Genomic DNA, 24,225 nt, shown 5'->3' with positions numbered 1-24,225 from the left:
CGGGTCGCTGGCCGACGTCCCGCGCCGCTTCGTGCGTGCTGTGGCTGCCGTCCTGTGCCACGCGGTCGTCGCGTCCGTAGTGTCGGGGACATGACAACCACCGTCCTCGTCGCCGGCGCCACCGGAGATCTCGGGGGCCGCATCGTCGGCTCACTCCTCGACCACGACACCCGGGTCCGAGTGCTCTCTCGGCCCGGCAGCTCCTCCGCCACCGAGCAGTACGGCGGCACCGACCGCGTCGAGGTCGTCACCGCGGCGTACACCGACCACGCGGCCCTCGTGGCGGCGCTGACGGACGTCGAGGTCGTCGTCTCCGCGGTCAGCGGCACGCGCTCGGTGATCGTCGACGCGCAGACGGCCCTGCTCGCCGCCGCGGTCGAGGCCGGCGTGCCGCGCTTCATCCCGTCCGACTACTCCGCCGACTACCGGTCCATCACCCCGGGGACGAACCGGAACTTCGAGCTGCGCCGCGAGTTCGCCGCCACCCTCGACGCCGCACCGATCCGCGCCACGTCGGTCCTCAACGGCGCGTTCGCCGACATGCTCACCGGGCAGGCACCCATGATCCTGTTCGACCGTCGCCGCGTGCTGTTCTGGTCCTCGGCCGACCAGGTCCTCGACTTCACCACGAAGGACGACGTCGCGCGCGTGACCGCCGCGGCAGCCCTCGACCCGAACGCCCCGCGGGTCGTCGAGGTCGCTGGGGACCAGGTCACCGCCCGGTCCGTCGTTGACACGATGTCGCGCCTGACGGGCACGCCCTTCCGTCTGCAGTGGGCGGGCACGGCGACGACGCTCTCCGGCATGGCGAAGGTCGGGCGCCGCCTGTCGAAGGACCCGGACGAGCCCTTCCCGGCGTGGCAGGGGATGCAGTACTTCGTGAGCATGTTCAGCGGCGAGGCCGAGCTCCACCACGTGGACAACGACCGCTACGGTCCCCACACGTGGACGACGGTCGAGGACGTCCTGGCAGCGCACGTCGCGGCCTGACCCTCCCGACGCACCCAGCGGCCTGCCAGCGTCGTCCCCGAGACGCTCGCGAGACACCGGTGTCCGGGCGTGACGCCGCGGATGATCGCGGCGTCGTGCGAAGACACCGGTGTCGTGCGTCCGACCACCACCCGTCGACGCAGGACGTACGACGCACGACGCACGACGTACGACGCGGGACGCGGGACGCGGGGAACCGGACGCGGGCGTCGGGCGTCGGCGGTACGGTCGTCGCATGGACAGGTCCGAGGTCATCGCTGCCGCCGCTGCCGCGCACGCCGCCCGCATCGCCGCTGCCGGCGGTGACGACTCCGCCGCGCGGGACCGCGCCGAGTCGGCAGCGTCGGCGCCGCAGGACCACAGCCGCGTGGACGAGGCCGACCGGGCCGCCGACCGCACCGAGGGGGTCCTCTCCGACTGGCGCCGGATGGGCACCCGACGCGGGGTGTCCCCGGACGCGCAGGTCCGGGCAGCGTGGTCCGTCGGCGGCGTCCCCGACCCGGGCCCCGGCCGAGCGCTGGCGAACGTGCTGCTCTCCACGGCAGGCCACGCGGGTCGGGTCGCCGATGCTGCGCGCCGCAACGAACGCCTGAGCGGCGCCGCACGCACGGCCGCACGCCGCACCGTCCGGCGGTACACGGACCACGGCGCCGAGATGTCGACCCTCGGGGACGTCCTGCGCGGCCAGCAGCCCGACGCCGAGTAGGGCACACCGCGCAGCCGGCTCCGGACCGCACCCCGGGAACGACGGGAGGCCCAGTGCCAGCTGGCACCGGGCCTCCCGTCCGAAAGTGGCAGACGCTACGGGCGCAGGAGCACCTTGCCGACGCGACCGGCGGTGTCCGAGGCGCGGACCGCGTCGCGGACGTCCTCGAACACGAAGGTCTCGGCGACGGGGAGCGTCAGCGATCCGTCCAGCACGCGCTGGATGAGCTCACCGAAGAGCTGCTGCTTCGTGTCGGCGGGCATGGTCCGCGACACGACGCTGCCCCAGAAGCCCTTGACCGTGACCTGCTTGAAGATCACGGCACCGGAGGGGATCTCCATCGTCGGCGACGCCATGGCGCCGAAGACGACGAGCGTGCCGTTCTCGGCGAGGGTCGAGACGATGTCGGCCGCGGCCTTCCCGCCGACGGACTCGACGCCCGCGACGATCGGGGCGCCACCGGTGATCGCCGTGACCTGGTCCTGCCAGTCCTCGGCGTCCGTGGCGACGATGCGCTCGATGCCCTGTTCGCGGAGCTCGTCGACCCCGGCGGCGCGACGCACCAGCCCGACGACGTTGATGCCCCGCGCTGCGGCGAGCTGCGCGACCATGCGGCCGACAGCGCCGTTCGCGGCGTTCTGGATGAGCCAGTCGCCCTCGTGCAGGTCGAGGGAGTGCAGCAGGCTGATGGCGCTGAACGGCATCGAGACGAGCTGGGCAGCGGACTCGTCGGTCATGGCCTCGGGCACGGGGATGAGCCCGGCCGCGTCGGCGACGTAGTACTCGGCCCACACGCCGAAGGTCCCACCGGCGACGCGCTGACTGACGGAGAGGGCCGTGACGCCCTCGCCGAGGGCCTCGACGACGCCGAGCGCCTCGGTGCCGGACTGGGCGGGCAGCTCGGGCTTGAAGCCGTAGGTGCCACGGACGGTCCACAGGTCGTGGTTGTGGATCGGGGAGAGGACCGTGCGGACCAGGACCTGGCCGGCGGCGGGCTGGGGGACCGGGCGCTCGGCGACGGTCAGGACGTCGGCAGGCTCGGCGAAGGTCTCGTGGACGACGGCGCGCATGGTGGAGTCGGTCATGGGTCAGTCCTCCGAGACGGTGATGGTGACGTCGATGTTGCCGCGCGTCGCGTTCGAGTACGGGCACACCTGGTGGGCGGCGTCCGCGAGGGCCTGGGCCTGGTCGTGGTCCATGCCCGGGATGACGACCTCGAGCATGACGGCGAGCTGGAAGCCGCCCTGGCCGTTCGGGCCGATCTGCACGCGACCGCCGACGGACGAGTCGGTGACCTTGACCTTCTGCGAGCGGGCGACGCCCTGCAGTGCGGAGTGGAAGCACGCGGCGTAGCCGGCGGCGAAGAGCTGCTCGGGGTTGGCGCCGTTGCCGGAGCCGCCCATGTCCTTCGGGATCGCCATGTCGAGGTCGACGCGGCCGTCGCTGGTGGCGACGTGGCCGTTCCGGCCCTCTCCGGTGGAGATGGCTTCTGCGGTGTAGAGGACGTCCATGGTGGAGGTTCCTTTCCTTCGTGGGGTCAGTGGTCCGTCGGCGCCGGGGCGGGCGCAGCGGCGGCGTGCATCGTCTCGGTCAGACGGTGCAGGGTCTGGATGAGCTCGGCGGCGGCACGCTCGTCGGGCAGCCCCGTGCCGGCGGCGATCCGCCCGGGGATGTCGGCGAGCTCGCCCCGCAGGGCACGCCCGCGCTCGCCGGTGGTCACGGTGACGACGCGCTCGTCGGCACTGCGACGCTCACGGCGCACCAGGTCCGACTGCTCCATGCGGCGCAGCAGCGGCGACAGGGTGCCGGAGTCGAGCTGCAGGTGCTCCCCGAGGCCCGAGACGGTCTGGTCGCCCTCCACCCACAGGGTGACGAGGACGAGGTACTGCGGGTAGGTCAGCCCCCAGGGCTCGAGCATGGAGCGGTAGGCCTGCGTGGTGGCGCGGGTCGCTGCGTAGAGGGAGAAGCACACCATCTCGTCGGTCACGGGCATGACTCCACCGTCGCACACAACCGGGTTGCGCACAACCTTTCCGTGCGCCTGCTGAGCGGTCGCGCAGCGAGGCCGTTAGGCTGACGGGACCAACGATGACCAGCAACCACCCAGCCTCGGCACGAACGACGACCCCGCGAGTCGGCTCGTCGACGTCCCACGGCAAGACGATCCTGATCGGCGAGCACGCCGTGGTGTACGGCGCACCCGCCCTCGTGCTCCCGGTCAACGACGTCCGGGTCACGGCCACGGTCACGCCCACCCCGGGCAGCAGCGGCCACGGGCTCGAGTCCGCGGTGCACACCGGTCCGCTCGACCTCGCCCCCGCCGCGGTCCTGCCCACGGTCACGGCGGTCACCGCCACCCTGCGCCACCTCGGCGTCACGGACCAGCACTTCCACGTGCGGGTCGACAGCGACGTGCCCACCGCCCGCGGCATGGGCTCGAGCGCAGCCGTCGCCGCCGCGGTCACGGCCGCCGTCGCCGACGCCCTCGGGGTGACGCTCGACGCGCAGACCCACCACGACCTGATCCAGGAGTGCGAGCGCGTCGCCCACGGTCGGCCGTCCGGACTCGACGCCCGCGGGGTCGTCGCGGACGTGCCCGTCTGGTTCGAGGACGGCCACGTCGAGCCCGTCGACGTCACCGGTGAGTTCGTCTTCGTCGTCGCCGACACCGGCGTGCCCGGCCACACCCGCGGTGCCGTCGCCGCCGTCCGCGAGCACCACGACCGGGCCCCCGCCGAGGTCGATGCGGTGATCGGACAGATCGGCGACCTGGCCCGACGCGCACGGGGGACACTGGTCGACGGCGATGCCCAGGCGCTCGGTGCCACCATGGACGCCGCGCACGCACTGCTGACCACCCTCGACGTGTCGAGCGACGACCTCGACCGCCTCGTCGGCGCCGCCCGCAGCGCGGACGCCCTCGGCGCGAAGCTCACGGGCGGTGGACGGGGCGGCTGCGTCCTCACACTCGCCGCCGACGGCGACCACGCGGTCCGGATCGCCGACGCGCTCCGTGCCGCCGGTGCCACCGCCACCTGGACCACTCGGATCGGAGACCGTGCCTGATGACCGCCACCGCCGTCGCGCACCCCAACATCGCCCTCGTGAAGTACTGGGGCAAGGCGGACGCCGACCTCGCGCTGCCCGCGACGGGCAGCGTCTCGATGGGCCTCGACGTCTTCCCGACGACGACCTCCGTCACCCTGCAGGACAGCCAGGAGGCCCGTGATGCGTTCGTCCTGAACGGTCGCGTCGTCGACGACGGTCCCCTGACACGCGTCGAGCGGTTCCTCGACCTGGTCCGGGAGCTCGCGGGCAGCGACGCGCGCGCGTCCGTCGAGTCGACGAACACGGTGCCGACGGGTGCCGGCCTGGCCTCGAGCGCCTCCGGCTTCGCGGCGCTCGCCACCGCGGCGGCGGCCGCCTACGGCCTCGACCTGTCCGAGCGTGACCTGTCCCGGCTCGCTCGACGCGGATCGGGGTCTGCGACGCGGTCCATCCCCGGCGGGGTGTCCGTCTGGCACGCGGGCGACGACCAGGGCTCGTTCGCCGAGACGATCCCGGCGCCGCCCATGGCCATGGTCGTCGTGACGATCAACCACGGCCCGAAGGAGATCGGCTCGCGCGAGGCCATGCGCCGCACGATCGCGACGTCGCCGTTCTACCCGGCGTGGGTGACCTCGACGACCACGACCGTCACCGACATGCTCGACGCCTGCGCCGCGGGGGACTTCACCCGCGTGGGCGAGCTCACCGAGAGCAACGCGCTCCGCATGCACGCCACGATCGAGGGCTCGTTCCCGCCCATCCGCTACCTCACGGCCCGCAGCGTCGCGGTGTTCGACGCCGTCGCCGAGCTGCGCGCATCGGGCGTCGAGGCCTACGCGACCGCCGACGCCGGACCGAACGTCGTCGTGCTCACGAAGCCCGAGGACCGGGGCGCCGTGGCGTCTGCGCTCGGGCACCTGGGCGACGTCATCGAGTCCGGCACGGGACCCGCCGCACGTGTGGTCCGCTCCGAAGGAACGGGGAGCCAGCCCGTCCAGAAGGAGACCGCCGAGTGATCGAGTTCCGCGCCCACGGCAAGTTGTTCGTCGCCGGAGAGTACGCCGTCGTCGAGCCCGGGCAGCCGTCCGTGCTCATCGCCCTCGACCGCGCCATCACGGCCACCGTCGCCGAGGGCCACGGCGCCGGCAGCGTGCACTCCGAGGAGTACGGACACCTGCCGCTGACGTGGACCCGGGCCGAGGACGGCCTGGCGCTCGACCGCGAGCACCACCCCTACGACTACGTGATGGCGACGATCGACCTCGTCGAGAAGCTCCGTGCCGAGCTCGGGATCGAACCGCGCTTCCACGACCTGCGCATCATGAGCCAGCTCGACGACGCCAGCGGGCGCAAGTTCGGCCTCGGGTCGTCCGCCGCCGTGACCGTCGCGACCGTCGGTGCCCTCGACCGCTTCTACGGCCTCGGGCTGACCCAGCGCCAGCGCTTCCAGACGGCCCTGCTCGCCACCATCCGGGTGAACCCCCGCGCGTCCGGTGGTGACCTCGCCGCGAGCACCTTCGGCGGGTGGCTCCGCTACAGCGCCCCGGACCGCGAGCGCCTCGCCGAGCACCTCGAGACCCGCACCGTGTCCGAGATCCTGCACGACGCCGACGCGTGGGAGGGCTTCGACGTCGAACGCCTGCCCGAGCCCGAGGACCTGCGGCTGCTCGTCGGCTGGACCGGCTCGCCGGCGTCCACCACGAAGCTCGTCGGTGCCGTGCGTCGGCACCGCAACGGCGGCTACGCGACGTTCCTCGACGACAGCCGCAGCTGCGTCGACGACCTGACCACGGGCCTCCAGACCGGCGACGCCGAGCGTACGCTCGACGCGCTCCGCCGGGCCCGCGGACTCATGCAGCGACTCGGCGACTCCGTCGGGTCCAGCATCGAGACCGACCGCCTGACCACGCTGTGCGACGTCGTCGAGCGCGCGGGCGGGGCGGCCAAGCCGTCCGGTGCCGGCGGCGGCGACTGCGGCATCGCGCTCGTCCCCGCGGACGGCGACATCCCGAGCATCCTCCGCGAGTGGGAGGCCCATAACATCCGGCACCTCACCATCGCCGTGCAACCCCCGGAAGGCCCCCTCGATGCACACCGCTGACAAGACCACCACCCAGACCCCGATCCCGACCCGCTGGGTCGGACCGATCCGGGTCAGCGGCAACGCGGTCGAGGGTGAGCACGAGGTCCCGCTCGCCACGTACGAGTCGCCGCTGTGGCCCTCCGTCGGCCGCGGTGCCCGCATCTCCCGCATGGTCGAGGGCGGCATCGTCGCGACGGTCGTCGACGAGCGGATGACCCGCTCGGTCGTCGTGCGGGCCTCGAGTGCCGCCGCCGCGCACATGGCCACGGGTCGGATCCTGGCGCGCCAGGCCGAGCTCGAGCAGGTCGTCGTCGGGCAGAGCCGGTTCGCCAAGCTCATCGAGGTGCACCCGGAGATCGTCGGGGACCTGCTGTTCCTGCGCTTCGCGTTCACGACGGGCGACGCCTCGGGCCACAACATGGTGACGCAGGCCGCGGACACGCTGCTGCCGACGATCCTGGCGTGGGAGCCGGAGCTGTCGTACGTGTCGATCTCGGGCAACTTCTGCTCCGACAAGAAGGCCACGGCGGTGAACGGCATCCGCGGGCGCGGGCGGCACACGATCGCCGAGATCGTCCTGCCCGGCATGGTCGTCGAGCGCTTCCTGAAGTCGTCCACCGAGCGGATCGTGGAGCTGAACACCGCGAAGAACCTGGTCGGGTCGACGATCGCCGGGGCCCTGCGCTCCGCGAACGCCCACTACGCGAACATGCTCCTCGGCTTCTACCTGGCCACCGGGCAGGACGCCGCCAACATCGTCGAGGGCTCGCAGGGCATCACCTTCGCCGAGGCCCGTGGCGACGACCTGTACTTCTCCTGCTCGCTGCCGCACCTCATCGTCGGCACGGTCGGCAACGGCAAGGGCAACGACCTGCCCGTCGTCGAGGACGCCCTGGTGCGCCTCGGTTGCCGTGAGGACCGCGAGCCCGGCCTCAACGCACGACGACTCGCCGGCCTCTGCGCCGCGACCGTGCTCTGCGGCGAGCTGTCCCTGCTCGCTGCGCAGACCAACCCCGGTGAACTCATGGCGGCGCACGTCGCGATGGAACGTGCCGGATCGACGAAGGGCGGCGACGCAGCATGAGCGCCATCGGCATCCACGACCTGGCGGTCGCGACGGGGCACCACGTGCTCGAACTGGACGACCTGGCCGAACGGCTCGGCGTCGACCCCGCGAAGTACCACGTCGGCATCGGGCAGGACGCCTTCAGCGTGCCGGCACCCGACGAGGACATCGTCACGATGGGCGCCGCCGCGGCCAAGCAGGTCATCGACCGGCACGGCTCCGACGGCATCCGCACGGTGCTCTTCGCCACCGAGTCCGGCATCGACCAGTCCAAGGCCGCCGGCGTCTTCGTGCACGGGCTGCTCGGGCTGCCGCAGGCCGTCCGCGTCGTCGAGCTGAAGCAGGCCTGCTACGGCGGGGCCGCGGCGCTCCAGCTCGCGCTCGGCATCATCGCGCGGAACCCCGACGAGCGCGTGCTCGTCATCGCGGCCGACGTCGCCCGCTACGACGTCGACACCGCCGCCGAGCCCACGCAGGGCGCAGGGGCGGTCGCGGTCCTGGTGTCCGCCGACCCCGACCTGATCGAGATCGAGCCGCTGTCCGGGCTGTTCACCGCCGACGTCGACGACTTCTGGCGGCCGAACGACCGCTCCACTGCGCTGGTCGACGGGCGGCTGTCCGTCAGCGCCTACGTCGACGCCTTCATCGGCGCGTGGGACGACCTCGCCGCGCGGGGCGGCCCCGCGTACGACATGATCGACCGCTTCGTGCACCACCAGCCCTTCACCAAGATGGCCCTCAAGGCCCACCGCAAGCTCACCCAGCACGTCGGCGTGCCGTTCGACGAGACCGAGCTGCAGACCGGCTTCACGTACAACCGGCAGGTCGGCAACACGTACACGGCGTCGCTCTGGATCGCGCTCGCGGCGGTGCTCGACCTCGACGACGACCTCGACGGCACCCGCATCGGGATGTTCAGCTACGGCTCGGGCAGCGTCGGGGAGCTCATCACCGGGGTCGTGCGTCCCGGGTACCGCGAGCACCGTCGCCAGGGAGCGGTCCGTGCGGACCTCGATGCCCGCGTGCCGCTGACCGTCGACGCCTACCGCGCGCTGCACGCCGACGGTGCGGCGACGAGCAAGGACGTCGACCGTCCGCGCGTGACGGCGGCCCCGTTCCGGTTCGCCGGCGTCCTCGGCGGCGCACGGCACTACGAGGCGACCACCCCCGCGGCCTGAGCCGCGGGTCTGGAGCACCCCGAGCCTCCCGTATCGTTGTCATGACGAGTGCGAGGGGATGACGATGCATGACCAGGTCCGCGACCTCGTCGCGTCGCTCCCGCCGGCCCCGCGCCTGTCGGACGTGGTCGACGCCGTCGCGGGACGCGTCGGCAAACCCGTCCGGGTCGTCGACGTCGACGGACCGGGCTGGGGCGGCCTGACCGCCCTCGTGGCGCAGCACGACCACGAGGCGATGGTCCTGGTGCCGACCACCGCCCCGCCGCTGTACCGGATGCACTGCGTGCTGCACGAGCTCGGGCACCTGGTCCGCGGGGACACCGGTGCCCCGCCGACGACGCAGCTCGGCTTCGACAGCTGGGTCTCCGGCGGGCACGTCTGCCAGCGGTCCCTCGACGACCGGCCGGACCTGATCGGCGCCGGCGGTGCGGACGAGCACTTCGCCGAGGCGTTCGCGTACGACCTCGCGCAGGTGCTGCTCGCCGGCACCGTCGACGCCGACGAGCGGACCTACGGGTAGTGGTCGCCCTGCACGCCGCCACGTTCTGGTGCGCGGCACTGATCTTCCTGCTGCGCGCACGGCACGTGTGGCGGAACCCCCAGGGGCGTGCGACCTGGGCGGCCACGGGCGTCGGCGCGCTCGGGCTCCTGACGCTCGGCAGCGTCGTGCCCCAGCGGGACCTCGACGCGCTGCTCGGTGGCACGAACGTCATCAACCTCGCGCAGAACCTGCTCGCCGCCACCGCGTTCTGGCTGATGCTCCGCGCGAGCACGCAGGACCTGCCCGAACGGCCCCTGCTCGCGCGGCCGCTGTCGATCGTCGTGATGCTCGCCGCGTTCACGGTGCCGTTCCTGTTCATCCAGGACCGCGGCGGCACGGTGTTCACGTTCCTCATCGACGAGCTGCACCAGACGCCGACCTGGTTGTACGGGACGATCTACATGTGCGTCGTGGGAGCGCTCGCGGCGTCGACCCTGGTGCGCGGTGTCCTGCGGAGCCCCGGGGCGCTCGTGGTGTTCCGCGTCGGGCTGGTGCTCGTGCTGGTGGCGAGCGTCGACGAGCTGCTCTCGATGGCGGCCGACCACTTCGGGCTGTTCGACGAGCCGACCCGGGTGGTGCTCCGCTTCCTCTTCGACCCGCCCTTCTACGTCGGGATCGTGCTCATCGTGGCCGCCATGGCGTCCCTGACCATGCGGCGGTGGAGCCGCGACGCCGAGTACGTCCGCCACGGCCGTCGGCTGGAGCGCATCGCCCGTCGGCACGGTCTGCGCGGCCGGGGCCGGCGCGGGGACCCGCGCGTGCGGGCCTACGACCTGGTGATCGCGATCCGCGACGCCGAGGTGCAGGGGCAGACGCTGAGTCCGGCCGAGGCGGGGCAGGTGCGGTCGGCGGAGTCCGTGCTGGCGCGGAGCCTGGTCGGATGAGCGGGGTGCAGCGGTGACGGTACTCGGCGTGCTCGGGCTGGTGCTCGTGCTGCTCGTGCTGTTGGGCCTGCTCGTCGTCGTCCGGCTCGTCGTGGGGCGGGTCGTGCTGTCCGGACGGGAGCACTGGACGCCGGTGCTCGCCGTGGACACCGGGTCGATCACGCTGCCGTTGTCGGACGAGACCAGGAGCGTGGGGACGTTCGGGCTGTGGCACGGCGGGGGTGCCGGCGCCGAGCACAGCGTGGCCGGGCGCACCGTAGCCGGGCACACGGTCGTCGGGTCGGTGCTCGAGGTCGACGAGGTGCGCGGGACCGTCCGCCGCGCCGTGCTCGACTCCGTCGGGGACCGTCCCACCGAGGTCCGCTGGACGGGTCACATGCTGCGTGACCCCTCGGTGCTCGGCACCCCGTGGAACGAGGTCGACATCCCGACGGCGTTGGGCCCCGCGCCCGCGTGGCAGATCTCGCCCCCAGCCGCCGGTGCGGCCGGTGCGGCCGTCTCCGTCTCACCTGGCACCCCCGCCGCCTCCCGCACCTGGGCGGTCCACGTGCACGGCATCCGCACCACCCGGGTCACCGCGCTCCGCACCGTCCCCGCGGTGACCGCCCTCGGCTGGACCTCGCTCGTGCCGTCGTTCCGCGGCGACGGCGAAGCCCCGTCGGACACCCCGGCCTCGCACCTCGGCGCGCGGGAGTGGCCGGACGTCGAGGCCGCCCTCGACCACGCCGTCGCCCACGGTGCCGAACGCCTCGTCCTGGTCGGATGGTCGATGGGCGCGACGATCACCCGCGAGCTCCTCGTGCACTCGGCGCACCGGGCACGCATCGCCGGGATCGTCCTGGTCGCACCGGCGCTCGACTGGGCGACGACGGTGCAGACGGCCGCTGCACGCTCCGGGCTGCCCGGCCCCGTCGTCCGCCTGGCGCTCGGGACCATGGCGGCGCCCGGGCTCTGCCGGCTGGTCGGGCTCCGGGCACCGGTCGACGTCCGGGCACTGTCATGGGTGCGGGACCCGACCGCCCCGCCGCTCGACCACCTGCCGCCGACGCTCGTCGTGCACTCGCCGGGGGACCCGACCGTGCCGTTCCGGCTCAGCGAGCAGTTCGCGGCGCAGCACCCCGGGACCGTCACGCTCGCGGTCAGCGAGCCGACCGGACACGGCTGGGAGCGGAACCGTGACGCGGCCTGGTTCGACGCGCAGGTCACCGGGTGGGGCGCCGCGCTCGACTGATGCGTGCGCTCCGGCGGCCCGGCCCCGACAGGCGGTCTCCGGATCGCGCGGTGACGGATCCGGTCGGCGATGCCCGGGGATCGTGAACCGGATCGTTCACCGCGCAATCTCGGATCCCGCGGTCGGCGGCGCAGACCCGGCGCCCCTGACCCGGCGCCCCAGACCCGGCGGTCCCGTACCGACGACGTCCCCGACGCCGCACAGACCGGGTGCACGCCGCGCCCCGACGCCGCGCACGCCACCCGGACGCCGACGCACGTCCGGGGGAGTAGACAGACGCATGGGACAGCTCATCTACGCCGGCGAGACACTCGACCTGCACATCGACGACCGGGCCCTGACGCACCTGCAGATCGTCATCGTCAACCTGCTCCGGCGCGACCACCGCTTCGTGTTCTCGTGGAAGGACGACGTCACCCACGGGGACGGCCGCAGCAGCATCTGGCTGCACCCGAACGTCAGCCTGCACTTCAGCTTCGCGGGCGGTCGCACGCCGTCGATCAACCGGTCGTGGCTCGAACAGCTCTACGCGTCGGCGTCGTCCGGGTCCGGACTCGTGCTCACGCCGGAGCCGGTCGACACCAGCGTGGGTGACGACTCACCGTGGTCGCGCGCCGTGGCGCCGGGCTCCGACGAGTCCTAGCGCCTACCATCATGAAGTTTCTTCGTCAACGGGTTCCGCGCCATCAGGACCATCGCGTACGGTGGCCCCATCGCCCGATGCGCGGACCTGCGCCGGCTCAGGGCGCCGCGTGGGCCTCGGGAGACCTGGATCAGGGGGTTCCCGCGCGTATCGAGTGATGAGGTCGCCGTCCCCGGCAGAGGATTCGGGTTCCGAACCCGGGGGCGGCGACCGCCTCACGATCTCGACAGCCCGCCGTCGCCGCGGTGCTCAGTAGACGTCGCGCACGTACCGCTTCGCCCGCCGCAGGTCGGCCAGGTAGTCCACTGCGTCGTCGGCCCCACGACCGCGCTCCGTCGCGATGACGTCGAGCAGCGCAGCCTCGACGTCCTTCGCCATCCGGGACGCGTCGCCGCACACCGTGAAGGTCGCGCCGTCCTCGAGCCAGGCGTACAGCTCCCGTGACTGCTCACGCATCCGCGTCTGCACGTAGACCTTCTCGGCCTGGTCGCGCGAGAACGCCAGGTCGAGCCGGGTCAGCACACCGTCGGCCTGCAGCGCGGACAGCTCGTCCGCGTAGACGAAGTCCGTGTCGCGGTGCTGGTCACCGAAGAACAGCCAGTTCCGGCCCGTCGCACCGCTCGCGGCACGCTCGTGCAGGAACCCGCGGAACGGCGCGATGCCCGTGCCCGGCCCGACCATGACGAGCGGGGCGTCGCCGTCCGCCGGCACGCCGAACGCCGCGTTCGGCTGCAGGTACACGCCGACCTCGTCGCCGACCTGGACCCGGTCGGCCAGGTGTGTCGACGCCACCCCGGAGTGCTTCCGGTGGTCGTCGCCGTACCGCACGGACGCCACGGTCAGGTGGATCCGGTCCGGGTGCGCGAGCGGGCTCGACGAGATCGAGTACTGGCGCGCCTGCAGCGGCCGGAGGAACGGCAGCAGCTCGTCGAGCCCCGGCGCCGAGTCACCGGCGTCGCGGAGCAGGTCGAGCACGTCGCGCCCCCAGAGCCAGCGGTCGAGCTCCTGCTTGTCGCCGTGCGCGACCACCGCCGCGAGCTCGCTGGCGGGTGCCCGTTGCACGAGGTCGGCGATCAGGTCCTTCGACGGCGTCCGGACCTCGCGGTCCGTGCGCAGCAGCTCGCGGACCGATCGGCCGTCGAACGTCTCGTCGCCCGTGGCACCGAGGTGCTCGAGCAGGTGGTCCACCAGGGTGTCGTCGTTCACGGGCACCACGGCCAGCGCGTCGCCGGCGGCGTACGTGATGCCGCTGTCGCCGAGGTCGAACTCGTAGTGCCGGATCTCCTTCGCGCTGCGCGGGTCGGAGAGCAGACGGTTCTCCACCAGGCGCGCCGGGTACGGGTTGCGCTTGGTCCACTGGGACCCCGGACGGGAGGCCCGGGTCGACCCCGCCCCGCCGGCCGCGGTCGTGCCCGTGGTCACCGGCCCGGTCGCGCCGGTCCCGCCGGTCGCCCCGGTCTCGGCGGCGATCCGGTCGAGGACGGCGGCGGTCCAGAGGGCGGCCGGGTCCTCGTAGTCGACGTCGCAGTCGACGCGGTCGTGCACCCGGGTGGCGCCGAGCTGCTCGAACCGGGTGTCGAGGAGCTTGCCGGCCTGGCAGAACTCGTCATAGCTCGTGTCGCCGAGCCCGAGGACGGCGTACTGCAGGCCCTCGAGGCGGGGCACGGTGCTCGCCTGGACCGCGTCCCAGAACAGGCCGGCGTTGTCGGGCATCTCGCCCTCGCCGTACGTCGAGGTGACGACGAGCACGTGCGACATCCCGGCGAGCTGCTCCGGCGTGACGTCGTCGAGTGCTCGTGCCCGGCCGCCGAGCCCGCGGGCGGTCGCCCCGGCCACGAGCTGGTCGGCGAGGGCCTCCGCCGTGCCGGTCTGCGTGCCGAACAGCACGTCGACGGTGGTCGTCGGCGTGCTCGGGGCCGTGGCGGTGCCGGCGGCGGCGATGCCCGCGATGAACCCGGCGAGCCAGGACTCCTGCGCGGCCGAGAACGGGGCGTCGACCGGGATCAGCTGACCGGTCGGGGGCAGGACGCTCACGCGGTCACCGCCTCGGCCGGGGCCTGCGGGGCGCGGCGGGCGATGTCCTCGAGTGCCGCGGTGGCGAGGAGCTCGTCGAAGCGGGCCTCGTGCAGGCGTCCGTCGTTCTTGGCGTTCTGGTGCATGATCCAGCCCGTGGTGCCGGGTGCGTCCATGCTGCGGTTGTTCCGCTGCGTGAGCGCACGCTTGTGGTCGTCGAGGCGCTTCACCGCGATGAGGGTCGCGAGCTGGTCGTCCGTGAAGCGCTCGAGCGTGCCGCGGAGGTACTTCACGACGCGCTGCTTGACGAAGAAGTCCTCGGTGAGCACCAGGTTCCGCACGGCCTCGAGCACCCGGGGGTCGGCGGGACCGACGGCGCCGGGCACGCGCTCGAGCGCCAGGTCCTGGGCGACACCGAGCACCGTGTACGACGACAGGAGCGAGAACATGTCGCCGCCCTGGTCGCCGAGCGCGGGTGCCCTGCCGCCGAGCACCGTGCGGCGGTCGCGGTAGTCGAGCTTGAACGCGCGGAGCTTGTCCGTCGCGGTCGAGACGGCGAGCTCGTCGAGCAGCTCGTTCCGGGTCGAACCGGCCAGGATCGCGTCGGCGTCCTGGGTGAGCAGGAGCGCCCGGGGCATGCCGACGAAGACGTGCGTCCGCGTGGTCTCCCAGTCCGCGAGCAGGCGGGCGGCGAGCTCGGAGCCCGTCGCTTCGAGGTGCCACGTCAGGAGCAGGCGGGCGGCGTCCTCGTGGAAGGCGCCGCGCGCGGTGTCGAGCACCGGGAAGACCAGGAGCGAGTCGGTGCTGGCGCGCTCGGCCACCCGGCCGGTCGGGTCGTACTGGTACAGGAACCCGCCGGACATGCCGTTGCCGAGGCCCTTGCCGAAGCCGCCGAGGTTGAACACGGCACCGCCGGTCATGTACTCGCAGCCGAAGTCGCCGACGCCCTCGACCACGGCGGTCGCGCCGGAGTTCCGGACGGCGAAGCGGTCGCCCGCCTCGCCCTGCACGAAGGTCCTGCCGCCCGTCGCGCCGAACAGCGCGAAGTTGCCGACCAGGACGTTGCCGCCGCGGTCGGAGCTGCCGCCACCGGGCGCACGGACGACGATGCGCCCGCCGCTCTGGCTCTTGCCGACGCCGTCGTTCGCGGTGCCGGTGTGGTCGAGCGTCACGCCGTCGTTGTTGAACACGCCGTAGGACTGCCCGGCGGAGCCGCTCGTGCGGATCTTCACGGCACCGTCGACGAGCCGACGACGTCCGCGGTCGTCGGTCGACACCGCGGGGGCACCCTGCAGGGCGTCGGCCCCGAGCTCGTGGTTGAGGACGCGCTCCAGGTCGATGCCGAGCTGGCCGCCGACGGACTTGTCCGCGTTGCCGAGGAGCACGCCGTCGATCGTCACGCTGTGCTCGTGCCGGACGAGCAGTGCCTCGCGGACCCGCTCGATGAGCGCGTCGTCGGTGGCGTAGTCCTTCTCCAGGTACTCGGGGTCGGTGACGACCTTCTCGGGCACCTGCGTGAGCAGGGCCCGGACGTCGAGCCGCCCGACGCTGGCCGGGTGGTCGAGGAGCTGGAGCAGGTCGGTGCGGCCACGGGCCTCGCGCAGGGAGCGCAGGCCGAGGCGGGCGAGGATCTGCCGGACGTCGTGGGCGATGTTCAGCAGGTACTGCGCGAGCGCGCGGGGGTCGCCCTCGAACGCCTCGGCGTTCGTGGTCAGGCCCGCCGGGCACTTCACGTTGCAGTTCTTCGCCATCACGCAGCCGAGCATCATCAGCGCGGTGGTGCCGAACTCGAACGAGTCCCCGCCGAGCAGCGCCGAGGTGACGACGTCGCTGCCGGTCTGGTGCGCACCCGAGCAGCGGAGGACGACCTTCTGGCGCAGCCCGTTCGCGACGAGGGCCTGGTGCACCTCGGCCACGCCGATCTCCGCGGAGCGGCCGGCGTACTTCAGGCTCGTGACGGCCGCGGCCCCCGTGCCGCCGGTGTTCCCGGCGACGTTGATGACGTCCGCGCCGGCCTTCGCGACACCCACGGCGATCGTGCCGATGCCCTCGGAGGACACCAGCTTCACGATCACCCGGACGCGCGCGGCCTTGCAGTCGTGGATGAGCTGCGCGAGGTCCTCGATCGAGTACGTGTCGTGGTGCGGCGGCGGCGAGATGAGCTCGACACCGGGGGTGCCACCACGTGCGGCGGCGATGTCGACCGTGACCTTCGCGGCGGGCAGCTGGCCGCCCTCGCCGGGCTTCGCGCCCTGGCCGATCTTGATCTCCAGCTCCTCGAGCATCGGGTCGGCGAGGTAGCCCGCCCAGATGCCGAACCGGCCGGAGGCGAACTGCTTGATGCGGGAGCCGCGGATGGTGCCGTAGCGGGTGTGGTGCTCGCCGCCCTCGCCGCTGTTCGACATCCCGCCGACCATGTTCGTGCCGTGCGCGACGGCCTCGTGCGCGGTCGCGACGAGGGCGCCGTGGCTCATCGCCCCGGACGCCAGGGTCCTGGTGACCTCGTGCGCCGGCTGCACCTCGTCGAGCTCGACGCTGGCCGGGGCGCTCTCGAGCAGCCCGAGCAGGTCCACGGCGGAGCCGGTGGCGCGGAGCGTCACCTGGTCGGCGTCGACGGAGTCGACGTCCACCTGGCCGGGGAAGAGCAGGCCGAGCCCGTCCGCGAGGGCCTGATGGCGCAGTGCACCCAGCGACGCCGTCGACGTGAGCTCCAGGCGGAACCGGGCCGGGCCTCCCGACCGGCTGTCGTCAGCAGACGGACGCGAGCCGAGCAGGCCGCGCACCGTGACGCTGCTGTTGCCGGTCAGCGAGAACCGGCCGAGCTCACGCGCGAAGTCCTCGGCGTCGTCGATGCCGGTGACGTCCGCGGGGAGGGCGAGCACGTCGCGGAGCGCGGAGGGGCGGCGGGAGCGCTCCTCGTGCGTGGTCTGCAGGAACGTGCGGTAGCCGGGGGTGATGCGGAAGGCGTCGATCTCGGCCGTGCTGAGCCGGTCGTAGCCGGTGTTCCGGTACGCCGCGTCGGTGATGCCGAAGGCGTCGTCGAGCTGGCCGAGCGTCAGCAGGCGGAGGGCCTCGGAGTCACCGGCGCGCTCGAAGGACGGGCGCTCCTCGGTCATGCCGCCGAAGCCGCGGACGGACGCCACGCCGAACGAGTGACCGGCGCCGTCCGAGCGCTCCTTGAAGAGGCCGAGCAGCGGCACCTGGGCGTCGCCCTGCACGGCGACGGCGCGCTCGTGCCAGTCGGTCGCCGCCTGCGCGATGCGGGTGAAGCCGACGCCGCCGACCGGGGCCTGCATGTGCGGGAAGACCCGGGCGAACAGGTCGTCACGGGTGTCGAGGTAGTTCGGCTCGAAGAACTCGCCGCCGATGTAGCTCTCGGCGGTGCACAGGCCGACGCGGCCCATCGTCTTCGCGAGGGCCTTCTCCGCGGCCTTCCGGAACTGCTTCAGTGCGAGGTCCGTCGCGGTCAGCTCACCGGCCGGCGCGGGCGCTGCAGGGTACTTCTCCTCGGCACGCAGGCGCGCGGAGAGGCTGTAGACCGCCGCGGCACCGAAGCCGAGGGCCGTCGCCACGTGGTGCGACGACGGCAGCTGCCCGGACTCCGCTACCACGGAGACCCGGAGCCGAAGACCGGTCTCGATGAGGCGCTGGTTCACGGCCGCGACCGCCAGGATCACGGGCAGGGGCGCGCGGGTGGAGGACACCTCGCGGTCCGTGACGACCGCGATGCCGCCGGTGCGCTCGGCGAAGCGGACGACGTCCTCGGCGAGCTGCAGCACGGCGGCGCGCATGGCGTCGGCGTTGGCCTGCTCGTCGTCGCGGACGGGGGTGTAGAGCATGTCGAAGCGCTCGAGCGGCACGACGTCCTGGTCGCGCAGGCGGACCATGTCGAGGTGACCGAGGATCGGCGACTCCACGACGAGTTGCCGGGTCGTCGCGCCGGTGCCGTGGCCCGGGTCGGTGGCGCTGCCGGTGCCGTCCGGCTTGCTGCCGAGGGTCACGCGCATGCTCATGCCGTCGGCCTCGCGGATCGAGTCCAGCGGCGGGTTCGTGACCTGGGCGAAGCGCTGCGAGAAGTACTTCGCCATGCCGCCCTCGGTGTCGCTGAGCGCGTTGATGGCGTTGCCGTAGCCCATCGCCGAGATCCGCTCCGAGCCGTTCTGCAGCATCGGGTCGAGCATGAACCGGAAGCTCTCCTGGTTCAGCGAGTACGCCACGTAGCGGCCCTGGAGCGACAGGTCGCCGTCGTAGCCGAGGGTGTTCGTGGTGCGGTCGTAGTCCGGCGCGGGCAGGTCGTCGAGGTTCACCCGGGCCGCGTCGAGGAGGGTCTCGTAGTCACGGCGGGCAGCGAGCATCGACAGGACCTCGCCGGTGCGCATCAGCGAACCGGTGCGGTGGTCGACGACGAGCATGCCGCCGGCCTCGATCCGGCCGCGGTGCACGACCTCGTCGTCGGGGAACGTCACCTGGCCGGACTCCGACGACACCATGAGGTACTCGGACGTCTGCACCGTGCGCAGCGGCCGCAGCCCGAGGCGGTCGAGCCGGGCGCCCACGACGTCGCCGTCGCTGAAGATCACCGCGGCGGGTCCGTCGTTCTTCTCCTCGTACAGCGAGAAGTACTCGAGCATCGCGCGGACGTCGGGCGTCAGGGTGCGGTCGTTCTCCCACGCCGGCGGCATGAGGGTGACCACGGCCTCGACGATCTCGAGCCCGTCGTCGAACACGCGGCTCTGCAGCGTCTGGTCGAGGCGGCTCGAGTCGGACTGGCCGGGCGGGCGCACGATGCTGCGGGTGCGGGCACGCGCCAGCGCCTCGTCGGACAGCCGGTTCTTCCGGTCGGTGTTCAGCTCGCCGTTGTGCGCCATCAGGCGGAACGGCTGCGCCATCGTCGGGTGCGGCTCGGTGTTCGTCGAGAAGCGGGTGTGGAAGTACAGCGTGCGGACCGAGTGCCGGGGGTCACGGAGGTCCGTGAAGTACCCGATGACCTCGCCGGAGTTCAGGCGGCCCTTGAGGACCTGCGTGCGGGCGCTCAGCGACAGCGGCGACAGGGCGGCGTGCTCCAGGTGCTGCTCGGCTGCCTGACCGTAGGAGACGGCCTCGATGGCGAGCAGCGCCCGGTTCGCGGCGGCGTCGACCTCGGCGCGGGACCAGGCCTCGGGGGCGCGGAAGACCCACTGCACGATGGGGAGCTGGTACTGCTCGGCCTCGGGGCGCGCGACCGTGTGGTCGACGGGGACGTCACGGACCAGGAGGAGCTCGAAGCCCTCGGTGGTGACGGCGTCCGCGACGGTGCGTTCCGCCGCGGCGCGCTCGGTCGGGTCGGTCGGGACGAAGCAGTTCGCGACGCCGAAGTGGCCGGCGCGGAGCGGCTCGCCGGTGAGCGCGCTGAAGAACTCCACCGACAGGTCGATGCTCACGCCCGCGCCGTCGCCGACGCCCTCGGAGGACTTGCCACCGCGGTGCGGGATCGCACAGAGCGCCTCGTCGCCCTTGCGGATGACGTCGTGGCTCGGGGTCCCGTCGAGACGGGTGATGAAGCCGACGCCGCAGGCGGAGGATTCGCGGGCAGGGTCGTACAGACCGAAGGGAGAGGGGTTCACGAGCGTGTCCATGTGGAGCGGGTGCCAGCAGCGGACGACGGAGGCTGCAACGGTGGAGCGCTCGCCGCGGGCAGACCGGTGGGTGGCAGTCGGGCCCTGTGGGGGTGGTGCGGTGAGGCGATGCTACGGGCTGGTATACCGCGGGCGCAACACCGTCGGGTGGGCGGTGGCGCGTCGTGGCTGGTGCCGTTCGGCGCGGACGGGTCGTGCGTGCCTGGTGCCGTTCGGCGCCGCACAGCAGGAACCGGTCCGAACCGCGGACGTGCGCGGTTCGGACCGGTTCCGGTGGTGCAGCGACAGCGGGCTACTCGGCGCCCTCGTCCTCTTCCTGGTTGAAGTGCGAGCCGTCCTCGGTGAAGCCGGCTGCGACGCCCTCGGGGTGGTCGGGGATGGTGCCGTCCTCGCCGAGACCGCCGGGCTTCTCGGTGCCCTCGGGGTCCGGCGTGCTGTCGTGCGCGTGGGTGTCGGATGCGTTGCTGTCGGTCATGCGCTGCTCCTTCGCAGATGGTGAGCGGCGGACGTACGGTCCGTGTCTCGGGATCGCCACGGTACTCACGCTCCTGGAGCACTTGGTGCGAACTTGCGCACCCCGTGCGAGCTCCTGTGGCCGCACGGGGTGCAGGACCTCGCACGGCGCGGGAGAACCCGCACGGTGCGAGCGCGGACGGCTGGTCCCGGGCAGCTCAGGCGTAGCGCCGGGCCGCCCGGAGCGCGGCGTCGGTGTACGAGCCGCCGAACAGCACCACGTGCAGCAGCAGCGGCGCGAGCTGGTGCAGCTCGACGCGCTCCTGCCACCCGGGCGCCAGCCGGGACTCGGCGTCGTAGGCAGCGACGACCGTCTCGAGTCGGGGGAGCCCGAACAGTGCCAGCAGCGCGAGGTCGGTCTCCGCGTGGCCACCGTGCGGGTTCGCGTCGATGAGCACGGCGCCCGTCGGCTCGGAGCTGTCCCGCGGCCAGAGCACGTTCCCCGCCCAGAGGTCGCCGTGCAGCCGCGCGGGGCCGTCCCCGACGAGCGCCGGCTGCGGGGAGCCGAGCGAACCGTCCTCGAGCCGGGCGCACACACGCTCGAACACGGCGGCCTCGGACCCGTCGTACCCGCCGGCGTCGACGATGCGCGACACGTAGTCGCGGATCCGGTACTCCGCGAAGAACTCGCCCCAGGTCTCCGGCGCCTCGGACGCGGGCACGAACGGCGTGCGGGAGCGCCCCATCCGCATCGGCCCGTTCGCCGGGAACCCGGGTGACGGCGCTCCCCAGTGCGCGGCACCGGCGGCGTGGGTGTGGGCCAGCGACCGGCCGAACCGTTCCGCCTGGGCCGCTGTCGGTGCGGTGTCGGAGACGAACTCGAGCTCGAGCACCGTCGGTCGTGGTCGCCCGAGCACCCGGGCGATGCGGGTGCCGCCTGCGTCCTCGGCCTCGGCGAGCCACTCGAGCCCCGCGGCCTCGGCGGCGGCTTCGTTCGGGTCGGTGAAGGTCTTGACGTAGGTCTCGGGCATCACCCCATCCAACCCGGGGACGCCCGGACGCCGGCCGGACGCCGACCGGCGAGGACCGGACGCGACCGTGCCCCACCCGACCGCCCGTCAGACCGCGTCGACCAACGCCCGCGCCAACGGGTGCCACGCCCGCGAGGACGGCCCGCTCAACACCAGCGTCCGCTCGAGCCGGGGGAGGGTCGGCACCATGACGAGGTCCGCCGGCAGCATCACGCGGCCGAGCGTCGGCACGATCGAGACGCCCTCGCCCCGTTGGATCATCCCGAACATCGTGCTCATCTCCCGCACCCGGTGCGCGTAGCGGAAGGGCTGCCCGGCGATCTCGTGCATCCGCTGGATCTGGTACTCGCACCCGCCGCCGCCCGCGACGAGTCCGTCCTCGTGCAGGTCGTCGAGCGTCAGCGCCGTCGCGTCGGCGAGGGGGTGGTCCCGGCGCACCACGGCGGCCATCTCGTCGGTCGCCACGACGACTCCGCCCTCCGGCACGACGGACGGGTCGACGAGCACGGCGGCGTCGACCGTCCCGGCCTCGAGCCACTCGGGCATCTCGTCGTCGTCCCCCTCGTAGACCTGCACGTCGACGTCCGGCAGGGTCACCGCCCACAGCTCGCGGAGCCGCGGCAGCAGGCCCTGGCAGACGGTGGGGACGGCGGCGAGGCGCACGGTGCCGCGCGCTGTGCCGGGCCGGACCACGGCCTCCAGGGCGTCGACGGAGGCGAGCACGCTGCGGGCGTGACCGAGCAGGCGTTCACCCAGCGGGGTGGGTGCGGCGGGACCGCCGCGGCGGAGGACGGCACCGCCCACCTCGCGCTCCAGGCCTGCGACGGCGTGCGAGACGGCCGACTGCCCGACGCCGAGGGCGGCGGCGGCCGCGGTGAACGAGCCGGAGTCGACGGTCCCGACCAGGGCGCGGAGCTGGGCGATGGTGATGTTCATGCGTCTCCCTCATGGGAGCATGAGACGGATGCGTTTGCCTCATGCCGAGCAGTGGCTCGACACTAGCGGCATGAACGCCTTCCTGTTCGTCCTGGTCGCACTCACCTGGGGCTCGAGCTTCCTCTTCATGAAGATCGGGCTCGAGGGCCTCTCGCCGCAGCAGGTCGCGCTCGGACGCGTGCTGCTCGGGGCGCTGACGCTCCTGGTGATCATGGTCGTGACGCGGCGGAAGTGGCCGCGGTCGCTGGCGCTGTGGGGGCACCTGCTCGTGCTCGCGGTGTTCCTGAACGCGGTGCCGTCGAGCCTGGTGGCGTGGGCGGAGCAGAGCGTGCCGAGCGGCCTGGCGAGCATCTACAACGCGACGACGCCGATCATGGTGCTGCTCGCGCTGCCCCTGCTGCTGCCGGCCGAACGGCTGCGCGGTCGGCAGCTCGTCGGCGTGCTGGTGGGGATCCTCGGGGTGCTGGTCCTCGTCGGGCCGTGGGGCCTCATCGGTGACCCGGCCGTGCTCGCCACGGTGCCCGGCCAGCTCGCGCTGCTCGGCATGACCGCCTGCTACGGGTTCGGCCTGGCCTACATGCGCCGGTTCGTCGCGGGCAGCGGCCATGACTCGGTCACGCTGACGACGGTCCAGCTGACGCTGGGCGCGGCGCTGCTGCTCGTGGTCGCGCCCGTCACGGCGACCGGCGCGATGCACCTGGACTGGAGGATCGTGGCTGCGATGCTCGCACTCGGTTGCCTCGGCACGGGGCTGGCCTACATGTGGAACACCGGACTCGTGCAGGCCTGGGGCGCTGCGCGCGCGTCCACGGTGACATACCTGACGCCGGTGGTCGGGGTGGTGCTCGGCGTGCTCGTGTTGGGGGAGCGGGTGCGGTGGAACGAGCCGGTCGGGGGCGTCGTGATCCTGGTGGGGATCGCGCTGGCGTCGGGGGTGCTCGGACGGCGGCGCCGCGCGGCCGTCCCCGACGGGGCGGCTGAGCGTCCTGTCGTGGTTCCGGACGAGGCCCGGGACACCGCACGCGGCGCTTGACGGCGGGGGCGCCGGCCGGAGCCTCCACCCCGCGTGCCCAACGGTCACGACACCCCGCTCACCTTCGCCGAGCGGTCGCTGGTCGTCGGCTGGCGGCCCCGGATCCGACGGTCACCGCCCGTTCGCCGAACCGCCGACGGGGTGTCGTGACCGTTCGCGGGCGCTGAAGTGGCGGACGGCGGACTGCGGACTCCGGACGCCGGGGACACTCGCTGGCGGGAACGCGGAAGGGCACGTCGACGGATCGACGTGCCCTTCCGTTCGCTGCCCGGGGTCAGCGGGTGCGGGTCGTCCCGAGCCGGGGCAGGACGATGCCGAGGACGATCATCGCGACGGCGAGGAACGCGTGCAGCACGTTGTCGGCGCTGTTCAGCGGCACGAAGTTCGCGCCGCTCGTCATGCCGGCGGTGAACAGGCCGAAGACGAACAGCACGGCGTAGACGATGCCGCCGACGAGCAGGTAGAGGCGCGAGCCGCTGGCGGTGCGGGACGCGACGAGCCCGACGATGCCGAAGAGCAGGTGCACGATGTTGTGCAGGATCGACACCTGGAACAGGCCGAGCAGCAGGGCCATCGACCCGTGGCCGGCGAAGGACATCGTGCCCATGTCCATGGTCAGGCCGGGGATGAACCCGGCGATGCCGACGATGAGGAAGACGACACCGAAGAGCAGTGCGCCGCGCTGCGTCCAGGTCGAGCCGGCGGTGGTGCGGGGAGATGCTGCGTTGCTGGTCACGATCGGACCTCTCGTCGGGGCGCGGGTGCCCGCGCGGC

Annotated in this window: 21 protein-coding genes; 12 read left to right on the top strand and 9 right to left on the bottom strand. The window is 72.9% G+C overall.

What is annotated here, in order from left to right; all coding sequences use genetic code 11:
- Positions 1 to 90: 90 nt before the first annotated feature.
- Positions 91 to 990 (top strand): NmrA family NAD(P)-binding protein, encoded by a 900-nt coding sequence (locus OVA28_RS18420; RefSeq protein WP_268098018.1) that lies wholly within the window; start codon positions 91 to 93, stop codon positions 988 to 990.
- A 235-nt stretch (positions 991 to 1,225) separates the two neighbouring features.
- Entirely contained in the window at positions 1,226 to 1,696 is a 471-nt protein-coding gene (locus tag OVA28_RS18415; protein WP_268098017.1) for a hypothetical protein, read from the top strand.
- 95 nt (positions 1,697 to 1,791) lie between these two features.
- Here the strand turns inward: OVA28_RS18415 and OVA28_RS18410 are convergent, their stop codons facing one another.
- Genes OVA28_RS18410 through OVA28_RS18400 form a run of 3 tightly spaced genes read right to left on the bottom strand, consistent with a single transcriptional unit; the run spans position 1,792 to position 3,689 of the window.
- Positions 1,792 to 2,766 carry a zinc-binding dehydrogenase gene (locus tag OVA28_RS18410; RefSeq protein WP_268098242.1) on the bottom strand — a complete coding sequence of 325 codons (975 nt, stop codon included), beginning with the start codon at positions 2,764 to 2,766 and terminating at the stop codon, positions 1,792 to 1,794.
- Positions 2,767 to 2,784: 18 nt separating this feature from the next.
- Positions 2,785 to 3,207: an organic hydroperoxide resistance protein gene (locus OVA28_RS18405; protein WP_071278111.1), complete on the bottom strand. Its 423-nt coding sequence runs from the start codon at positions 3,205 to 3,207 to the stop codon at positions 2,785 to 2,787.
- A gap of 26 nt (positions 3,208 to 3,233) precedes the next feature.
- Entirely contained in the window at positions 3,234 to 3,689 is a 456-nt protein-coding gene (locus OVA28_RS18400) for a MarR family winged helix-turn-helix transcriptional regulator (protein ID WP_194661593.1), read from the bottom strand.
- 95 nt (positions 3,690 to 3,784) lie between these two features.
- Between OVA28_RS18400 and mvk the strand changes: the two genes are divergently transcribed.
- The 9 genes from mvk to OVA28_RS18355 all read left to right on the top strand — a co-directional run bounded on the left by mvk (position 3,785) and on the right by OVA28_RS18355 (position 12,370).
- A complete protein-coding gene (gene mvk / locus OVA28_RS18395) occupies positions 3,785 to 4,762 on the top strand; it encodes a mevalonate kinase (RefSeq protein WP_194661594.1) in 978 nt (325 codons plus the stop codon).
- Positions 4,762 to 5,760 carry a diphosphomevalonate decarboxylase gene (gene mvaD / locus OVA28_RS18390; RefSeq protein WP_268098016.1) on the top strand — a complete coding sequence of 333 codons (999 nt, stop codon included), beginning with the start codon at positions 4,762 to 4,764 and terminating at the stop codon, positions 5,758 to 5,760. The genes mvk and mvaD overlap by 1 nt, the downstream gene beginning before the upstream one ends.
- Positions 5,757 to 6,845: a phosphomevalonate kinase gene (locus OVA28_RS18385; RefSeq protein ID WP_268098015.1), complete on the top strand. Its 1,089-nt coding sequence runs from the start codon at positions 5,757 to 5,759 to the stop codon at positions 6,843 to 6,845. The genes mvaD and OVA28_RS18385 overlap by 4 nt, the downstream gene beginning before the upstream one ends.
- Positions 6,832 to 7,911 (top strand): hydroxymethylglutaryl-CoA reductase, encoded by a 1,080-nt coding sequence (locus OVA28_RS18380; protein WP_194661596.1) that lies wholly within the window; start codon positions 6,832 to 6,834, stop codon positions 7,909 to 7,911. The genes OVA28_RS18385 and OVA28_RS18380 overlap by 14 nt, the downstream gene beginning before the upstream one ends.
- Positions 7,908 to 9,071, top strand: a complete 1,164-nt coding sequence (locus tag OVA28_RS18375; protein ID WP_268098014.1) for a hydroxymethylglutaryl-CoA synthase — start codon at positions 7,908 to 7,910, stop codon at positions 9,069 to 9,071. Before OVA28_RS18380 ends, OVA28_RS18375 begins: the two co-directional genes overlap by 4 nt.
- Positions 9,072 to 9,135: 64 nt before the next feature.
- Positions 9,136 to 9,591, top strand: a complete 456-nt coding sequence (locus tag OVA28_RS18370) for a hypothetical protein (protein ID WP_268098013.1) — start codon at positions 9,136 to 9,138, stop codon at positions 9,589 to 9,591.
- Positions 9,591 to 10,496: a hypothetical protein gene (locus tag OVA28_RS18365; RefSeq protein ID WP_268098012.1), complete on the top strand. Its 906-nt coding sequence runs from the start codon at positions 9,591 to 9,593 to the stop codon at positions 10,494 to 10,496. The genes OVA28_RS18370 and OVA28_RS18365 overlap by 1 nt, the downstream gene beginning before the upstream one ends.
- Positions 10,497 to 10,509: 13 nt before the next feature.
- The gene (locus OVA28_RS18360) at positions 10,510 to 11,727 is read left to right on the top strand and encodes an alpha/beta hydrolase family protein (protein ID WP_268098011.1); all 1,218 of its coding nucleotides are present in this window, start codon (positions 10,510 to 10,512) and stop codon (positions 11,725 to 11,727) included.
- A gap of 280 nt (positions 11,728 to 12,007) precedes the next feature.
- On the top strand, positions 12,008 to 12,370 hold the full coding sequence (locus OVA28_RS18355) for a DUF7882 family protein (protein WP_194661601.1): 363 nt from the start codon (positions 12,008 to 12,010) through the stop codon (positions 12,368 to 12,370).
- Positions 12,371 to 12,619: 249 nt separating this feature from the next.
- Here OVA28_RS18355 and OVA28_RS18350 read toward each other — a convergent pair whose 3' ends face one another.
- The 5 genes from OVA28_RS18350 to OVA28_RS18330 form a co-directional block, all read right to left on the bottom strand.
- Entirely contained in the window at positions 12,620 to 14,404 is a 1,785-nt protein-coding gene (locus tag OVA28_RS18350) for a sulfite reductase subunit alpha (protein WP_268098010.1), read from the bottom strand.
- Positions 14,401 to 19,998, bottom strand: coding sequence for a glutamate synthase-related protein (locus tag OVA28_RS18345; RefSeq protein ID WP_268098009.1), 5,598 nt, complete (start codon positions 19,996 to 19,998; stop codon positions 14,401 to 14,403). The genes OVA28_RS18350 and OVA28_RS18345 overlap by 4 nt, the downstream gene beginning before the upstream one ends.
- A gap of 292 nt (positions 19,999 to 20,290) precedes the next feature.
- Entirely contained in the window at positions 20,291 to 20,473 is a 183-nt protein-coding gene (locus OVA28_RS18340) for a hypothetical protein (RefSeq protein ID WP_071278138.1), read from the bottom strand.
- 196 nt (positions 20,474 to 20,669) lie between these two features.
- On the bottom strand, positions 20,670 to 21,482 hold the full coding sequence (locus OVA28_RS18335; RefSeq protein WP_194661604.1) for a fructosamine kinase family protein: 813 nt from the start codon (positions 21,480 to 21,482) through the stop codon (positions 20,670 to 20,672).
- Between the two features lie 87 nt (positions 21,483 to 21,569).
- A complete protein-coding gene (locus OVA28_RS18330; RefSeq protein WP_268098008.1) occupies positions 21,570 to 22,418 on the bottom strand; it encodes a LysR family transcriptional regulator in 849 nt (282 codons plus the stop codon).
- Positions 22,419 to 22,488: 70 nt separating this feature from the next.
- On the opposite strand from OVA28_RS18330, the gene OVA28_RS18325 reads away from it, so the two are divergent.
- Positions 22,489 to 23,451 (top strand): DMT family transporter, encoded by a 963-nt coding sequence (locus OVA28_RS18325; protein ID WP_268098007.1) that lies wholly within the window; start codon positions 22,489 to 22,491, stop codon positions 23,449 to 23,451.
- A gap of 274 nt (positions 23,452 to 23,725) precedes the next feature.
- On the opposite strand, the gene OVA28_RS18320 is transcribed toward OVA28_RS18325, so the two are convergent.
- Positions 23,726 to 24,187: a DUF4383 domain-containing protein gene (locus OVA28_RS18320; protein WP_194661607.1), complete on the bottom strand. Its 462-nt coding sequence runs from the start codon at positions 24,185 to 24,187 to the stop codon at positions 23,726 to 23,728.
- Positions 24,188 to 24,225: the final 38 nt, after the last annotated feature.

This window comes from Curtobacterium sp. SL109 (assembly GCF_026672405.1).
GTDB lineage: Bacteria > Actinomycetota > Actinomycetes > Actinomycetales > Microbacteriaceae > Curtobacterium.
The sequence above is the reverse complement of the archived record's forward strand: the minus strand, read 5'-3'. Positions and strand labels throughout refer to the sequence as shown.

Excerpts from the sequence above, each read along its gene's own strand:
- OVA28_RS18420 (WP_268098018.1), top strand. The coding sequence starts at position 91 with ATGACAACCACCGTCCTCGTCGCCGGCGCCACCGGAGATCTCGGGGGC.
- mvaD (WP_268098016.1), top strand. The coding sequence starts at position 4,762 with ATGACCGCCACCGCCGTCGCGCACCCCAACATCGCCCTCGTGAAGTAC.
- OVA28_RS18405 (WP_071278111.1), bottom strand. The coding sequence starts at position 3,207 with ATGGACGTCCTCTACACCGCAGAAGCCATCTCCACCGGAGAGGGCCGG.
- OVA28_RS18340 (WP_071278138.1), bottom strand. The coding sequence starts at position 20,473 with ATGACCGACAGCAACGCATCCGACACCCACGCGCACGACAGCACGCCG.
- OVA28_RS18325 (WP_268098007.1), top strand. The coding sequence starts at position 22,489 with ATGAACGCCTTCCTGTTCGTCCTGGTCGCACTCACCTGGGGCTCGAGC.
- mvk (WP_194661594.1), top strand. The coding sequence starts at position 3,785 with ATGACCAGCAACCACCCAGCCTCGGCACGAACGACGACCCCGCGAGTC.
- OVA28_RS18380 (WP_194661596.1), top strand. The coding sequence starts at position 6,832 with ATGCACACCGCTGACAAGACCACCACCCAGACCCCGATCCCGACCCGC.
- OVA28_RS18330 (WP_268098008.1), bottom strand. The coding sequence starts at position 22,418 with ATGAACATCACCATCGCCCAGCTCCGCGCCCTGGTCGGGACCGTCGAC.
- OVA28_RS18355 (WP_194661601.1), top strand. The coding sequence starts at position 12,008 with ATGGGACAGCTCATCTACGCCGGCGAGACACTCGACCTGCACATCGAC.
- OVA28_RS18345 (WP_268098009.1), bottom strand. The coding sequence starts at position 19,998 with ATGGACACGCTCGTGAACCCCTCTCCCTTCGGTCTGTACGACCCTGCC.
- OVA28_RS18415 (WP_268098017.1), top strand. The coding sequence starts at position 1,226 with ATGGACAGGTCCGAGGTCATCGCTGCCGCCGCTGCCGCGCACGCCGCC.
- OVA28_RS18400 (WP_194661593.1), bottom strand. The coding sequence starts at position 3,689 with ATGCCCGTGACCGACGAGATGGTGTGCTTCTCCCTCTACGCAGCGACC.
- OVA28_RS18370 (WP_268098013.1), top strand. The coding sequence starts at position 9,136 with ATGCATGACCAGGTCCGCGACCTCGTCGCGTCGCTCCCGCCGGCCCCG.
- OVA28_RS18375 (WP_268098014.1), top strand. The coding sequence starts at position 7,908 with ATGAGCGCCATCGGCATCCACGACCTGGCGGTCGCGACGGGGCACCAC.
- OVA28_RS18335 (WP_194661604.1), bottom strand. The coding sequence starts at position 21,482 with ATGCCCGAGACCTACGTCAAGACCTTCACCGACCCGAACGAAGCCGCC.
- OVA28_RS18410 (WP_268098242.1), bottom strand. The coding sequence starts at position 2,766 with ATGCGCGCCGTCGTCCACGAGACCTTCGCCGAGCCTGCCGACGTCCTG.